This is a genomic window from Vibrio sp. Y58_MX_L22, from assembly GCF_024181865.1.
Classification (GTDB): Bacteria; Pseudomonadota; Gammaproteobacteria; order Enterobacterales; family Vibrionaceae; genus Vibrio; species Vibrio alginolyticus.
The window spans coordinates 123570-138743 of record NZ_JAMZAN010000005.1 but is presented as its reverse complement, the minus strand read 5'-3'; the positions used below and the strand labels follow the sequence as shown (position 1 = coordinate 138743).

The 15174-nt window shown below is 46.2% G+C and carries 10 protein-coding genes; all 10 read left to right on the top strand.

Going from position 1 to position 15174, the window contains the following annotated elements; translation table 11 throughout:
* Positions 1–614 precede the first annotated feature (614 nt).
* The 10 genes from NL626_RS13350 (at position 615) to NL626_RS13305 (ending at position 15166) form a co-directional block, all read left to right on the top strand.
* Positions 615–2297 (top strand): ABC transporter substrate-binding protein, encoded by a 1683-nt coding sequence (locus NL626_RS13350; protein ID WP_005380037.1) that lies wholly within the window; start codon positions 615–617, stop codon positions 2295–2297.
* 170 nt (positions 2298–2467) lie between these two features.
* Entirely contained in the window at positions 2468–3454 is a 987-nt protein-coding gene (locus NL626_RS13345) for an ABC transporter permease (protein WP_005380038.1), read from the top strand.
* Between the two features lie 2 nt (positions 3455–3456).
* The gene (locus NL626_RS13340; protein WP_130545024.1) at positions 3457–4482 is read left to right on the top strand and encodes an ABC transporter permease; all 1026 of its coding nucleotides are present in this window, start codon (positions 3457–3459) and stop codon (positions 4480–4482) included.
* Between the two features lie 2 nt (positions 4483–4484).
* Positions 4485–5468, top strand: coding sequence for an ABC transporter ATP-binding protein (locus NL626_RS13335; protein ID WP_005380040.1), 984 nt, complete (start codon positions 4485–4487; stop codon positions 5466–5468).
* 47 nt (positions 5469–5515) lie between these two features.
* Positions 5516–6511 carry an ABC transporter ATP-binding protein gene (locus NL626_RS13330; protein ID WP_005380041.1) on the top strand — a complete coding sequence of 332 codons (996 nt, stop codon included), beginning with the start codon at positions 5516–5518 and terminating at the stop codon, positions 6509–6511.
* A 63-nt stretch (positions 6512–6574) separates the two neighbouring features.
* Positions 6575–8314 (top strand): glycoside hydrolase family 9 protein, encoded by a 1740-nt coding sequence (locus NL626_RS13325; RefSeq protein ID WP_253657437.1) that lies wholly within the window; start codon positions 6575–6577, stop codon positions 8312–8314.
* A 2-nt stretch (positions 8315–8316) separates the two neighbouring features.
* Positions 8317–9207 (top strand): N-acetylglucosamine kinase, encoded by an 891-nt coding sequence (locus NL626_RS13320; RefSeq protein WP_253657436.1) that lies wholly within the window; start codon positions 8317–8319, stop codon positions 9205–9207.
* A gap of 8 nt (positions 9208–9215) precedes the next feature.
* On the top strand, positions 9216–11135 hold the full coding sequence (locus NL626_RS13315) for a beta-N-acetylhexosaminidase (RefSeq protein WP_005380048.1): 1920 nt from the start codon (positions 9216–9218) through the stop codon (positions 11133–11135).
* An 84-nt stretch (positions 11136–11219) separates the two neighbouring features.
* Positions 11220–13628 (top strand): N,N'-diacetylchitobiose phosphorylase, encoded by a 2409-nt coding sequence (locus NL626_RS13310; protein WP_253657435.1) that lies wholly within the window; start codon positions 11220–11222, stop codon positions 13626–13628.
* 125 nt (positions 13629–13753) lie between these two features.
* A complete protein-coding gene (locus NL626_RS13305; RefSeq protein ID WP_025768194.1) occupies positions 13754–15166 on the top strand; it encodes a phosphoglucomutase/phosphomannomutase family protein in 1413 nt (470 codons plus the stop codon).
* The last annotated feature ends 8 nt before the right edge of the window (positions 15167–15174 follow it).

Below are 15174 nucleotides of genomic sequence, written 5' to 3'. Positions count from 1 at the left end.
TCTTATCCATTTAACTGGCCTTAATTAGGTAAGTTCGAGCAACCAAAAAACTTCATTCATACAATAAAAAAAGGACGACAAACGGAAGAAAACTGTCGATAAAAAAGGCCATTTTTCAGATAACAAGCGGATTTTGACGAACTATTGATAGAGATTGCGAACTTAATCACAACAGAACGGCAGATTAATTTTTAGCTGATTAATTAACACCATTTCTGCATGTGAGCGAGATCTCCGAACCTAGAAACCAAGCAAGAAACGTATATTTTAAATGGCTCACCAGGTTAGTAATCACTAACACTCACTATTAACAAGGATATAAACTGCGACGCATATCAACGTTTATTTTTTGTCCCTCTACTGGTTAAAATTAGCCAAAATAACGTTTATAACGGAGAGCTCAGAGATTTTAACGTTTTTAACGGGAATCAAGTTTGATTATTTTATGGATAAGGTGTTTTCTTACTCCTGCCTAAGGCCTACAGGCCACTCTTGGCGAAACTCAATGTTGTAATGAGTAAGGCATGTACAAGAGGTAGGTCTTAGAGAGTGTTTATCAATTGATGACATTCAATTCCATTTAGTGAAATGAAAGCAAATAGTAAGGAACAGCTATGCTTGCCAATATTAAAAAAACAGCACTAGCAACAGCAATTATTGCAACGGCTACTACAGGTTTTGCATCGGTAGCTACTGCGGCTGAACGCAGTGAACTGACTATCCACCCTAAAGAGTTTACAACTTTCGTTCGTAACTTTAACCCTTTCTTGGGTGCAACTAACCTGCACACAACAACCGACTTTATTTACGAGCCGCTCGTTGTTTTTAACGAAATGCACGGTAACACGCCTGTATTTCGTCTAGCAGAAAACTTTACCATGGCTGATGACCTGATGAGCGTAACCTTCGATATCCGTAAGGGCGTAAAATGGTCTGATGGCAAAGCGTTTACCGCTGATGATGTTGTTTACTCTTTCAACCTAGTTAAAGAGAAGCCAGAGCTAGACCAATCTGGTATCAACTCTTGGGTGACTGGCGTAGAAAAAGTTAACGACTACCAAGTTAAATTCCGTCTAAGCGAAGCAAACTCAAACGTTCCTTACGAAATTGCGAAAGTACCAGTCGTACCTAAGCACGTATGGAGCAAAGTAAAAGATCCAGCAACATTCACAAACGAAAATCCAGTAGGCAGTGGTCCATTTACTGAAATCGACACTTTCACACCGCAGCTATATATCCAGTGTGAGAACCCGAATTATTGGGATGCTGACAACCTAGATGTAGATTGTCTGCGTGTGCCACAAATCGCGAACAACGACCAATTCTTGGGCAAAATCGTTAACGGCGAAATGGACTGGACGTCTTCATTCGTACCAGACATCGACCGTACGTACGCTGCAGCAAGTCCGAATCACCACTACTGGTACCCACCAGCGGGTACTCAAGCATTTGTAGTGAACTTCAAAAACCCAGACGCTGCGAAAAACGAAGCGCTAACTAACGTTGACTTCCGTCGTGCGTTCTCTATGGCGCTAGACCGTCAAACTATTATTGATATCGCTTTCTACGGCGGCGGTACAGTGAACGACTTCGCATCTGGCCTTGGCTACGCATTCGAAGCTTGGTCTGATGAAGAGACGCACAACAAGTACAAAGGCTACAACACATACAACGCGGAAGGTGCGAAAAAGCTTCTAGCTAAAGCTGGCTTCAAAGATGTAAACAAAGATGGCTTTGTGGATACACCATCTGGCAAGTCTTTCGAGCTTCTAATTCAATCACCAAACGGTTGGACTGACTTCAACAACACAGTACAACTAGCCGTTGAGCAACTAGCAGAAGTGGGCATTAAAGCTCGTGCTCGTACACCGGACTTCTCGGTATACAACCAAGCAATGCTAGAAGGTACTTACGACGTTGCTTACACCAACTACTTCCACGGTGCAGATCCACACTTGTACTGGGATAGTGGCTACAACTCGAAGCTACAAGCTGGTGACGGCATGCCTCGCTTTGCAATGCACTTCTACAAGAACGATAAGCTAGACGGTCTTCTTAACAGCTTCTACAAGACAGCAGATAAGCAAGAACAGCTAGAGATCGCTCATGGCATTCAGAAGATCATTGCTCAGGACCAAGTAACTATTCCTGTGCTATCTGGCGCGTACATGTACCAATACAACACAACTCGCTTCACTGGTTGGTGGAACGAAGAAAACCCTAAGGGCCGTCCAAACATTTGGGCAGGTATCCCAGAGCGTCTACTTCACGTACTGGACCTAAAACCAGTTAAATAAGTAGAAGTTCATTTCAAGCGGCATACATCCCGTGTGCCGCCTATAAAAATCCCTTGTTAACGAAACCAATATGTGGCGCTCGTCGTCAGGGGATTTTTCGCTCTAAATTTCGCTAGGAGCGACCTGAAACCAGAAACAGGGAAAAAATCTGGGTGAGTAAGGTGTGAGTTATGGGTTATTTTTTAAGACGTTTGTCGTTCTATCTTGTCGCGCTCTTAGTTGCAGCGACGTTAAACTTTATTATTCCGCGAGCAATGCCTGGTGACCCAGTTACCATGATGTTTGCTAATGCTTCAGTACAGGTGACTCCAGAACGAATCGCAGCAATGAAAGAACTGCTCGGTTTCGTTGATGGGCCAATTTACATTCAGTACTTCTCGTACATTAAAAACATTCTAAGTTGGGAATTGGGCACCTCAATCCAGTTCTACCCACTTTCAGTTAATTCTTTACTAGGTAGTGCATTTGGCTGGTCACTATTTCTAGCTGGTACTGCGGTTGTACTTTCTTTCTCCATCGCTTCTGTCCTTGGTATTTTTGCCGCCTGGAAGCGCGGTAGTAAGTACGATGCATTCGTAACGCCTGGCACATTGATCATTCAAGCTATTCCACAAATGGTTATCGCAATGTTAGCGCTGTTTACCTTTGCGATTGGCCTGAAATGGTTCCCATCTGGCTATGCTTACACGCCAGGTACTATTCCTGATTGGACAAGCTGGGAGTTCATCAAGAACGTGGGTTACCACGCTGTACTACCTCTATTCTGTGCAACCATCGTTCAAATTGGTGGCTTCCTAGTTAACATGCGTAACAACATGATCAACCTTCTCGCCGAAGACTATATCACGATGGCTAAAGGTAAAGGGCTGAGTGAAAACCGCGTCGTCTTTAATTACGCCGCACGTAACGCACTACTTCCAAGTGTTACCGCACTGTCTATGTCTTTAGGTATGGCCATTGGAGGTCAATTAATCATCGAGATGATTTTCAACTACCCAGGCCTAGGTACTGTTCTATTGAACGCAATTCACGCTCGTGACTACCAAGTACTTCAAGGTCAGTTAATTATCATGACGATGTTCATGCTGTGCTTCAACTTAATGGCTGACATGCTGTACATGATTCTAGACCCTCGCCTACGTACGGGAGGCAAATAATCATGAAAGAACTATTCAAACTTATTTTAGGTAACGCATTTGCTCGCATTGGTCTTGGCATTGTTACGCTGTTCGTGTTCGTTGCGATTGCCGCTCCTTTACTTACAAAGCATGCGCCAGACAAGCGAACCGGTAACCCACACGAATACCCAAGCTTTGTTGTAAAACAGGCACAAAACAACCCTGATGGTTGGGTCGCTAAAAACCTAGCAGACGATCGTCGTACACTGCTTATGTCTAAAAAGGCCGACCACGTATTAGGTACTAGCCGAATGGGTCGCGATATCTGGTCGCAGGTGGCTTACGGTGCACGAGTATCACTGGGTGTAGGCTTTGGTGCTGGCATCATCGTGTGTTTCTTAGCAACAGTCATTGGTATATCGGCAGGTTACTTCGGCGGTAAAGTGGATGACATATTGAGTGCCGCAATGAACATCATGTTAGTAATTCCGCAGTATCCATTGCTATTCGTGCTGGCGGCCTTTATCGGTGAAGCAGGCCCACTCACCATTGCCTTGATTATCGCTGGTACTTCTTGGGCATGGGGTGCACGTGTTGTCCGCTCTCAAACTATGGCACTACGCGAGAAAGAGTTCGTTAAAGCTGCCGAAGTATTGGGAGAGTCTTCATTCCGCATCATCTTCGTTGAGATTTTACCAAACCTTATCCCAATTGTCGGTGCGAGCTTCATTGGCTCAGTAATGCTGGCGATCAACACTGAAGCGGTCATTTCGTTCCTAGGTTTGGGTGATGCCAACACGATCAGTTGGGGCATCATGCTTTACAACGTGCAAACCTCATCAGCCATGCTGATTGGCGCATGGTGGGAAGTCCTAGCACCGTGTATTGCCCTAACACTACTGGTTACTGGTCTTGCTCTGTTGAACTTTGCCGTTGACGAAATTGCGAACCCTCAACTTCGTTCTCACAAAGGCATGAAACGCTGGAAAAAACTAGCAGCAAAAGACAAGAAAGAGCGTGAGCCTGAACTGGCACCACAAAATGCACTATGGAGCGGAGATAAATAATCATGACTGCACCACTAATTTCCATCCGTAACCTATGCGTAGACTATATTACAGATGCGGGCGATGTCCGCGCCTGTAACAACGTGAGCTTCGACATTGCACCAGGTGAAGTATTCGGTCTGGCTGGTGAATCTGGCTGTGGCAAATCCACTGTTGCCTTCTCACTAATGCGCCTTCATAAGCCGCCAGCGTTTATCACAGGTGGTGAGGTGATCTTCAACGGTGAAGATATCCTTCAGTACAGCGATGATCGCATGCAAGCGTTCCGCTGGAGTGAAATGTCGATGGTATTCCAGAGTGCGATGAACGCTTTGAACCCTGTTCTAACCATGGAAGAGCAGTTCTGTGACGTCATCATGCGTCATACCAATATGACTCGCGCTCAAGCAAAAACACGCGCTGAAGGTCTGCTGGAAATCGTTGATATCCACCCTAGCCGATTGAGTGATTACCCGCACCAGTTCTCTGGTGGTATGCGTCAACGTCTAGTAATCGCAATCGCTTTGGCTCTGAACCCAAAAATGATCATCATGGACGAACCGACTACCGCATTGGATGTAGTGGTTCAACGTGAAATTCTACAAAAAATTTACGCGCTTAAAGAAGAGTTTGGTTTCTCAATTCTGTTCATCACACATGACTTGTCATTGATGGTCGAGTTCTCGGATCGTATCGGCATCATGTACTCAGGTGAGTTGATTGAAGTCGCACCTTCTAAGCAAATTCTGGAAAGTCCTTACCACCCTTACACCAAAGGTTTGGGTAGCTCTTTCCCTCCACTAACTGGACCAAAGACCAAATTGACTGGTATTCCAGGTAACCCGTTGAACTTGCTAGAAGTACCACGGGGCTGCCGCTTCCAAGCTCGTTGCGATCGCGTACATGAAGCATGTACACGTGTACCAACCCAATTACGTCAAATTGAACCAGGTCGCCTCTCAAATTGCCATTTGTACGGCGACACCATTGCTCAAGCTAAGGTTTAACAACAAAAAAACGCTAGCTAAGAACAAAAATTACACTGGAGAGAATTATGAGCAAACAATTCGGCGAACTGCTGATTGAGGGTAAAAATGTCGTTAAGGACTTCCCTTTAAACAGTAACTCAATCAAACAATCTAAGATGCGCGCAATCAACGACGTCTCTTTCAAAATGTACAAGAGCCGCGGCTTGTCAGTGGTAGGTGAATCTGGTTCAGGTAAGTCTACTACCGCAAAAATGATTGCAAAAATGTACGCACCAACCGATGGCATCATTGAATACAAAGGTCGTGATATCCAAGACATCACCTCTCGTCACGATTTAATGACCTACCGTGAAGGTGTACAAATGGTGTGGCAAGACCCGTTTGGCTCGCTAAACCCAACGCACAATATCTTCCACCATATTGCGCGCCCGCTGCTGATTCATAAGAAAGTAGCACCGGGCAACAAGAAAGAACTGGAAGAGCGTGTGTACGACCTACTTGAACAAGTTGGTCTTATTCCACCAAAAGAAACGGCGCAAAAGTTCCCGCACCAGCTATCTGGCGGTCAGCGTCAACGTGTAAACCTAGCTCGTAACATCGCAGTTGGAGCTGAAGTAGTCTTGGCGGATGAGCCAACATCCATGCTCGATGTATCAATCCGTGCCGGTGTTCTGAACTTGATGGAAGAGATGAAGTTCGAGAAACAAATGTCTCTGCTTTACATCACTCACGACATCGCAACAGCGCGTTACATTGCTGAAGATCTCGCGGTCATGTACGTAGGTCACATGGTTGAATGGGGCGATACTGAAGAAATCATTCACGATCCTCAACACCCATATACGCAACTGTTGGTATCTGCGGTTCCAGATCCATCGAAGTCTATTCACGAGAAACTGAAAGGCAACAAAGGGGAAATCCCACTTTGGACACCAGAATCTGTCGGCTGTCCATTTGCTGGACGTTGTGTACACGCTACCGACAAATGTCGCGAACGACTACCAGGCGTCACTCAACTGTCCGACAACCACTTTGTCCGCTGTTACTTATTTGAAGATTAATCATAACGAGGGTCAGGTTCAGCCTGACCCACTCCTGTTTTTATCGTTTCCCGGAGACATTGAATGCTGCTACTGACTAACCACATTGGTTATGAACGTCTGGGCCCAAAGAAAGCCATTATCCAGACCGAACAACCACACTTGTCTTCTTACACTGCTCAATTGATTTGTGCCACTAGCGAGCAAACCGTGGCAACTTTTGCGGTTGAAGAACAAGGTAAAGTGGCGAACTGGCATCAGGGCTATTTCTACCTCATCGACTTTTCCTCTTTCACAACGTCAGGTGACTATTTCTTGCAAGTAGAAGATACGCGCTCTTCCTCTTTCATCGTTGGCGAACACATTCTGTTGGGTCAAACTTTGTCAGATGTGATCCATTACTTCAAATCGCAACGTTGCGGCGGGATCTTCGATCAACAAGATCGACAACTTCCAGTACTAAACTCCAATAAAAAGGTTGATGTACACGGCGGCTGGTACGACGCATCAGGAGACGTTAGCAAGTATTTAAGTCACCTTTCATACGCGAATTATCTGAATCCTCAACAAACCCCAATGGTGGTTTGGAACATCCTAAAAGGGGTTTCGTTGCTTGAAGGAAGCGAAGACATTGCAGCTTTCACACGTACACGTCTGATTGAAGAAGCCCTGTTCGGTGCAGACTTTCTTGTGCGTATGCAAAACGAAAAAGGCTTTTTCTACATGACGGTCTTTGACAAGTGGAGCAAAGATACTGCGCAACGCGAGATTTGCGCGTACGAAACTCAACTTGGTCACAAATTTGACGACTATCAAGCAGGCTTTCGACAAGGTGGCGGTGTCGCCATTGCAGCGCTAGCGGCAGCGTCGCGTTTAAGTGTTCACGGTGAATACGATCAACAAAAATACCGCAACGCTGCCGAAAATGGTTACTGGCACTTAAAAGAGCACAATACACAGTACCTCAATGATGGGGAAGAAAACATTATCGACGAATACTGTGCGCTACTGGCTTGTGTAGAACTGTTTAAAGCAACCAAAGAAACTCGCTACTTGAAAGAGAGCCGTTTGTGGGCGCAACGTTTAGTTGCACGCCAAATGAGCGACGAGCAGATTCAACACTTTTGGTCAGCAAACCAAGACGGCAGCCGTCCATATTTTCACGCAGCCGAAGCTGGTCTACCAGTTATTGCCCTATGCGAATATCTATCAATTGAAGACGACTCAACACGAGCGGAATCGGTAAAACGTATCGTCAACCTAGCGTGTGAGTTTGAGATCACAATATCGAATAAAGTGATCAACCCATTCGGTTACCCTCGCCAATATGTTAAAGGCGTAAATGAGTCAAAACGCGAGGCATTTTTTGTCGCACACAACAATGAATCCGGCTATTGGTGGCAAGGCGAGAATGCTCGACTGGGCTCACTCGCGACCATGGCGTACCTTGCTCAACCGCATATAGCGTCGCAAGAAGTACTGCAACAACTTTCTGTGTTTGCTCAAGATGCATTGAACTGGGTTGTAGGCTTAAACCCATACGACATGTGCATGCTAGATGGCCATGGTCGTAACAACCCTGATTACCTCCCTCAATATGGTTTCTTCAACGCAAAAGGTGGCGTGTGTAACGGAATCACTGGCGGCTTTGAAGACGAGGAAGACATTGCATTTAATCCACCAGCACAAAAAGAAGACGTGTTACAAAACTGGCGCTGGGGCGAACAATGGATCCCGCATGGCGCTTGGTACTTACTCGCGATAATCAGTCAAGCTCAGCATGTTTCTCAGTTGGCGACCTCTAAAAATATGAAGGAAGAATAATCATGGGAATGTATTTTGTCGGTATCGATGGTGGCGGCACGTCATGTCGAGCCAGGATTAAAGATTCACAAGGTAATTTTCTTGGCGAGGCCAAAAGCGGCAGTGCCAACATCATGCTAGGTGCTGAAATAGCAATGGCTTCGATTCTTGAATCCATCACTTCGGCTACCGAGCAAGGCGGTCTAACACAACAAGATTTCGCGTCGATGCACGTCGGCTTAGCCCTTGCTGGCGCAGAGCACAAAGCATCTTGGCAAGCCTTCATGTCTCTTCCTCATCCATTTGCCAGTATAACTATGAATACCGATGCTTACGGTGCGTGCGTTGGTGCACACAATGGCGAAGATGGCGCAATCATGATTGCGGGAACCGGTTCTTGTGGCATCTACCTTAACGGATTGGAGCAACATGTTGTCGGTGGTCGTGAGTTCCCTATTTCGGATCAAGGTGGCGGCGCAGTGATGGGGCTACGCCTAGTTCAGCAAGTTTTGTTAGCTGAAGATGGCATCAGAGAAAAAACGCCCCTAGCACAACACGTTATGACGCATTTCGAAAATGAGGTCGACAACGTGGTGGCGTGGTCAAAACAGGCGCTTCCTCGTGATTATGGGCAGTTTTCTCCGGCTATTTTCCAACATGCGGAACAAGGCGATGCACTGGCCATTGAAATGCTGAAGCAAACCGCAGCGGATATAGAAATGTTTCTCGTGGCATTAAACAAGCGCGGCGCAACACGTATTTGTTTAATGGGCAGCATAGCTGAACGCATTGTACGTTGGCTTTCACCACCAGTTCAGCAATGGATTGTTGAGCCACAGTTTGACGCGATTGAAGGCGCAATTATGTTTGCTGGCAAACCAGAACATAACCTTTACTCGCTCAGTGCGGCGTAGGAGTAGATATGGAATATCGTGTTGATCTCGTAGTCCTTTCTGAGCAGAAACAAAACTGCCGCTTTGGCCTCACCTTTCATAACTTGAGCGACCAAGACCTAAACAGCTGGAGCTTAACTTTCGCTTTCGATCGTTACATTCTTCCAGACAGCGTTTCAAATGGTCAACTGACTCAAATTGGTAGTTTTTGCACACTTAAGCCAGAAGGGGTGGTACTGGCTGCCAACCATCACTATTACTGTGAATTCAGTATTGGTTCGAACCCATTCCGTTATTACTCGGATGGCTTTAACGAAGCGATGATCAACTTTGTCGTTGATGGAAACCCACAGCGCGCACAAGTGGATGTCACGCCTATCGTATTAGCTTCACCATACCGTGAACGCAGTGAGATTCCTGCAAGTTTAACCCATGCACAGCCCTTGCTGCCAAAACCAAACCATATTGAGGTCAGCGATCACTATTTTAGCTTTGATCATCATGCTGGCGTCGCGGTTTATTCAAGCCTGGCCAATTCAGCTAAAGAATGGCTACTTGATGAGCTTAAGCGCATTCACCAATTTGAGTTCGCATCAGACAATGGCAGTCAGATCATCTTCAAAGGCAACCCAACCTTGGATGAAGGCGCTTACAAACTGAAAGTAGCCGAAGAGTCAATCAAAATTGAAGCAGGATCTTCGTCTGGTTTTACCCATGCTTGTGCAACGTTATTACAACTAATCAAAGTTGGCGATCAACCTAACTCAATGGAAGTAGTTTGCTGTTCAATCAAGGACAGGCCACGTTTTCGTTACCGCGGTATGATGCTGGATTGTGCTCGTCATTTTCACTCCGTTAAGCAAGTCAAACGCTTGATCAACCAACTGGCTCATTACAAGTTCAATACGTTCCATTGGCATCTTACCGACGATGAGGGTTGGCGAATTGAAATCAAATCACTGCCTCAACTGACCGATATTGGTGCTTGGCGCGGATTGGATGAGATCAATGAACCACAGTACACGCACTTTGATGAACGTTACGGCGGCTTCTACACACAAGAAGACATCAAAGACGTTATCGAATTTGCATCGCAACGCGGCATCACCATCATTCCTGAAATTGATGTACCTGGTCATTGCCGAGCCGCCATCAAGTCGTTACCACACCTATTGGTAGAAGCGGAAGATACCACCGAATACCGCAGTATTCAGCATTACAACGACAACGTCATTAACCCTGCTCTGCCGGGGAGTTATGAATTTATCGACAAAGTGCTAGAAGAAGTCTCTGCACTTTTTCCTGCGCCTTACGTTCATATTGGTGCCGACGAAGTACCTAACGGCGTATGGTCAAAAAGCCCAGCATGCCAAGCACTAATGGAACAACTGGGTTACAGCGACTACAAAGATTTGCAAGGACACTTCTTACGTTATGCCGAAGACAAACTTCGTAAATTGGGCAAACGCATGCTGGGCTGGGAAGAAGCTCAACACGGCGACAAAGTCAGTAAAGATACGGTGATCTACTCATGGCTAAGCGAAGAAGCGGCCTTGAACTGTGCTCGCCAAGGCTTTGATGTGGTGCTGCAACCAGCACAAACCACTTACCTAGATATGACCCAAGACTACGCACCTGAAGAACCGGGCGTGGACTGGGCAAACCCACTGCCACTAGAAAAAGCTTACAACTACGAGCCGCTCGCTGAAGTGCCTGCCGACGACCCAATACGTAAGCGCATTTGGGGCATTCAAACAGCATTATGGTGCGAAATTATCAATAACCAACCTCGCATGGACTACATGATCTTCCCTCGTTTAACTGCAATGGCAGAAGCATGTTGGACAGACAAACAACACCGAGATTGGACCGACTATTTATCACGCTTGAAAGGCCATCTACCTCTGCTTGATTTGCAGGGAGTGAATTACCGTAAACCGTGGAAGTAATACAAAACTGATGTCGAAACATCACGCTTGAAGAGTTTTTAAATTTTGGCTGCTGATGCAGCTTCGTAAAAAGGAAAGACACAAATGAAATACGGCTATTTCGATAACGAGAATCGCGAATACGTCATCACTCGCCCTGACGTACCAGCACCATGGACCAACTACCTAGGTACTGAGAAGTTCTGTACGGTTATCTCGCACAACGCGGGTGGCTACTCGTTCTACAACTCTCCAGAATACAACCGTGTTACTAAATTCCGTCCAAATGCGACATTCGATCGCCCAGGACACTACGTTTACTTGCGTGATGATGAGACAGGTGATTACTGGTCAATCTCTTGGCAACCAGTTGCGAAGAGCCTAGACGAAGCAAACTACGAAGTTCGTCACGGCTTGTCTTACTCTAAGTTCAAATGTGAATACAGCGGTATTACCGCAACAAAAACTCTGTTCGTGCCAAAAGGCGAAGACGCTGAAATCTGGGATGTAGTGATTAAAAACACCTCTGGCAAACCACGTACGATCAGTGCATTCTCATTTGTTGAGTTCTCATTCAGCCACATTCAATCTGATAACCAAAACCATCAGATGTCTCTGTACTCGGCAGGTACGGCTTACAACGAAGGCGTGATCGAGTACGACCTGTACTACAACACCAACGATTTCGAAGGCTTCTACTACCTAGCTTCAACATTTGACCCAGATTCATACGACGGCCAACGTGACAGCTTCCTAGGCCTATACCGTGACGAAGCAAACCCGTTAGCGGTAGAACAAGGTAAGTGTTTCAATACAGCACAAACGTGTTACAACCACTGTGGCTCTTTGCATAAGCAATTTACTATTCAGCCGGGTGAAGAAGTTCGCTTTGCTTACATTCTAGGTATCGGTAAAGGCAACGGTGAGCGTCTACGTGCTAAGTACCAAGACCTTGCAGAAGTCGACAACGCATTTGCGGGTATCAAAACACACTGGGATGAGCGCTGTGGCAAGTTCCAAGTGAAATCACCAAACGAAGGTCTAGATACCATGATCAACGCTTGGACGTTATACCAAGCGGAAACTTGTGTGGTGTGGTCTCGCTTTGCTTCATTCATCGAGGTGGGAGGCCGTACTGGTCTTGGTTACCGCGATACAGCGCAAGATGCAATCTCAGTTCCTCACGCTAACCCAGCAATGACGCGCAAACGTATCGTTGACCTACTGCGCGGCCAAGTAAAAGCGGGCTACGGTCTACACCTATTCGATCCAGATTGGTTTGATCCAGAAAAAGATGATGTTAAACCATCTAAATCTCCAACCGTAGTTCCAACACCTTCTGATGAAGACAAAATTCACGGCATCGAAGACACTTGTTCTGATGATCACCTATGGCTAGTTCCAACCATCTGTAAGTACGTGATGGAAACCGGTGAGCACAGCTTCTTCGACGAAGTGATCCCTTACGCCGACGGTGGCGATGCAACGGTTTATGACCACATGAAAGCCGCGCTAGACTTCTCGGCTGAATACGTAGGTCAAACCGGTATCTGTAAAGGTCTGCGTGCAGACTGGAACGACTGTCTGAACCTAGGTGGCGGCGAATCGTCAATGGTGTCTTTCCTACATTTCTGGGCACTGCAGGAGTTCATCGACCTAGCTAAATACCTAGGGAAAGAAGCCGACGTTGAAAAATACACGGTGATGGCAGCAAACGTTCGTGAAGCGTGTGAAACCCACCTTTGGGACGAAGAAGGCGGCTGGTATATCCGTGGTCTAACGAAAAACGGCGAAAAGATCGGTACAGCGCAACAAAAAGAAGGTCGTGTACACCTAGAGTCAAACACACTTGCGGTACTTTCTGGTGCGGTATCTCAAGAGCGCGGCGAAAAAGCGATGGACGCTGTCGATGAGAACCTGTTCTCTGAATACGGCCTTCACCTAAACTCACCATCTTTTGCAACACCGAATGATGATATCGGCTTCGTAACTCGTGTTTACCAAGGCGTAAAAGAGAACGGTGCGATCTTCTCGCATCCAAATCCATGGGCTTGGGTAGCTGAAGCGAAACTGGGTCGTGGTGATCGTGCAATGAAGTTCTACGATGCACTTAACCCATACAACCAGAACGACATCATCGAAAAACGTATTGCAGAACCTTACTCATACGTACAGTTCATCATGGGTCGTGACCACCAAGACCACGGTCGTGCAAACCACCCATGGTTAACAGGTACATCTGGCTGGGCTTACTTCGCTGTTACCAACTTTATCCTTGGTGTGCGTACAGGCTTCGATGGCCTAACTATCGATCCATGTATCCCAACGAACTGGCCTGGTTTCGAAGTGACTCGTCAATGGCTAGGTGCAACGTACAACATCAAAGTAGTTAACCCAAACTCAGTAAGCAAAGGCGTTAAGTCGATTACTGTGAACGGTGATGCAGTGAATGGTGCCTCTGTCCCAGTTCAAGCGGAAGGTTCAGTAAACGAAGTTATCGTTACTCTAGGTTAATCATCTTTTGGGGGAGTCCTTCTCCCCTTTTGATTTATCCGGTGCATTTATGTTTTACAATTGCATCGGTTCGCTAGCAAAGATTTAAGACGCGGTGGGATGCCGCTCTTATCGAGGATCGAATCATGATCAAATTTGGTACAGGCGGTTGGCGTGCATTTATCGGTGAGGAGTTCACCAAAGATAATGTACGTTTGGTCGCTCAAGCAGTTGCAAACATCACGAATAACGAATCGGTTGCTGATCGCGGTTTTGTGATTGGCTATGACCGTCGTTTTCTTTCCGATAAAGCAGGTCGTTGGTTCGCTGAAGTTCTAGCAGCAAACGGCATTGTGGTTAGCTTTATCGACAAATTTGTCCCAACACCTATCGTAATGTTTAAAGCGAAAGAAATGGGCTGCGCATACTCGGCATGTATTACCGCATCACACAACCCTGCCGATTACAACGGCATTAAAGTCTTCATTGAAGGCGGTCGTGACGCAGATGAAATCATCACCCAAAAAATCGAATCACAAATAGACGCGCTCACTGCGCACGATGTAAAAAGCGTCGACTTTGAACAAGCGGTTGAAGATAAGCTGATTGAAATCATCAATCCGATGAACGAATTCGTTGACTCAATCATCGACTTTATCGACATCGAAGCGATCAAGAAGGCGAATTTACGTGTTTTGATCGACCCAATGTTTGGTGTCGCGAAAAACGCACTGCAAACCGTATTAATCAACGGCCGCTGTGACGTTGATGTGATTAACGATGGCAAAAACCCAGATTTCGGTGGGTTAATGCCTTCGCCAAGCGCTGCAACACTCTACCGTTTGATGCACCTAGTGAAAGAGCAAGGTTACGATATTGGCATCGGTACTGATGGCGATGCGGACCGTCTTGGTATTATCGACGAAAAAGGTAACTTCATTCATCCAAATGAAGTGCTACTGCTGCTTTACTACTACCTACTTGAATACAAAGGCTGGAAAGGCTCCGTGGTACGTAACATCGCAACCACCCACCTTCTCGATAAAGTCGCCGAAGATCATGGCGAGAAATGCTTTGAGGTTCCTGTAGGCTTTAAGCACATTAGTTCCCAAATGGAAGCGGATGACTCACTGATTGGCGGGGAAAGCTCTGGTGGCCTAACCATTCGCGGCCACATCAAAGGTAAAGACGGCGTATTCGCATCAAGCCTATTGGTAGAAATGATTTCAGTAACCGGCAAGAAGCTGTCTGAGTTGCTGGATGAAATCTACGGCAAGTACGGCTATGCCTACATGGCAGAAGGCGATTGTAAGTTCAAACCAGCGCAAAAGGACGTTCTGTTCAACAAAATTTATGTTGAAAAACAGTTGCCTGAGTTTGAGTTTGAAATCGAAAAAGTCAGCTATGAAGATGGCGCGAAAGTCTACTTCAAGAACGGCGGTTGGATCATCGCTCGCTTCTCTGGCACTGAGCCACTGCTACGAATTTTTGCAGAGATGCAAGATAAGGACACTGCGGAACGTGTTCTTCAACAGTTTAAAGACTTCTTGTCTTTATAACTGAACCT

Coding starts and splice junctions, on each gene's coding strand:
- NL626_RS13350 (WP_005380037.1), top strand. CDS start 615: ATGCTTGCCAATATTAAAAAAACAGCACTAGCAACAGCAATTATTGCA.
- NL626_RS13345 (WP_005380038.1), top strand. CDS start 2,468: ATGGGTTATTTTTTAAGACGTTTGTCGTTCTATCTTGTCGCGCTCTTA.
- NL626_RS13340 (WP_130545024.1), top strand. CDS start 3,457: ATGAAAGAACTATTCAAACTTATTTTAGGTAACGCATTTGCTCGCATT.
- NL626_RS13335 (WP_005380040.1), top strand. CDS start 4,485: ATGACTGCACCACTAATTTCCATCCGTAACCTATGCGTAGACTATATT.
- NL626_RS13330 (WP_005380041.1), top strand. CDS start 5,516: ATGAGCAAACAATTCGGCGAACTGCTGATTGAGGGTAAAAATGTCGTT.
- NL626_RS13325 (WP_253657437.1), top strand. CDS start 6,575: ATGCTGCTACTGACTAACCACATTGGTTATGAACGTCTGGGCCCAAAG.
- NL626_RS13320 (WP_253657436.1), top strand. CDS start 8,317: ATGGGAATGTATTTTGTCGGTATCGATGGTGGCGGCACGTCATGTCGA.
- NL626_RS13315 (WP_005380048.1), top strand. CDS start 9,216: ATGGAATATCGTGTTGATCTCGTAGTCCTTTCTGAGCAGAAACAAAAC.
- NL626_RS13310 (WP_253657435.1), top strand. CDS start 11,220: ATGAAATACGGCTATTTCGATAACGAGAATCGCGAATACGTCATCACT.
- NL626_RS13305 (WP_025768194.1), top strand. CDS start 13,754: ATGATCAAATTTGGTACAGGCGGTTGGCGTGCATTTATCGGTGAGGAG.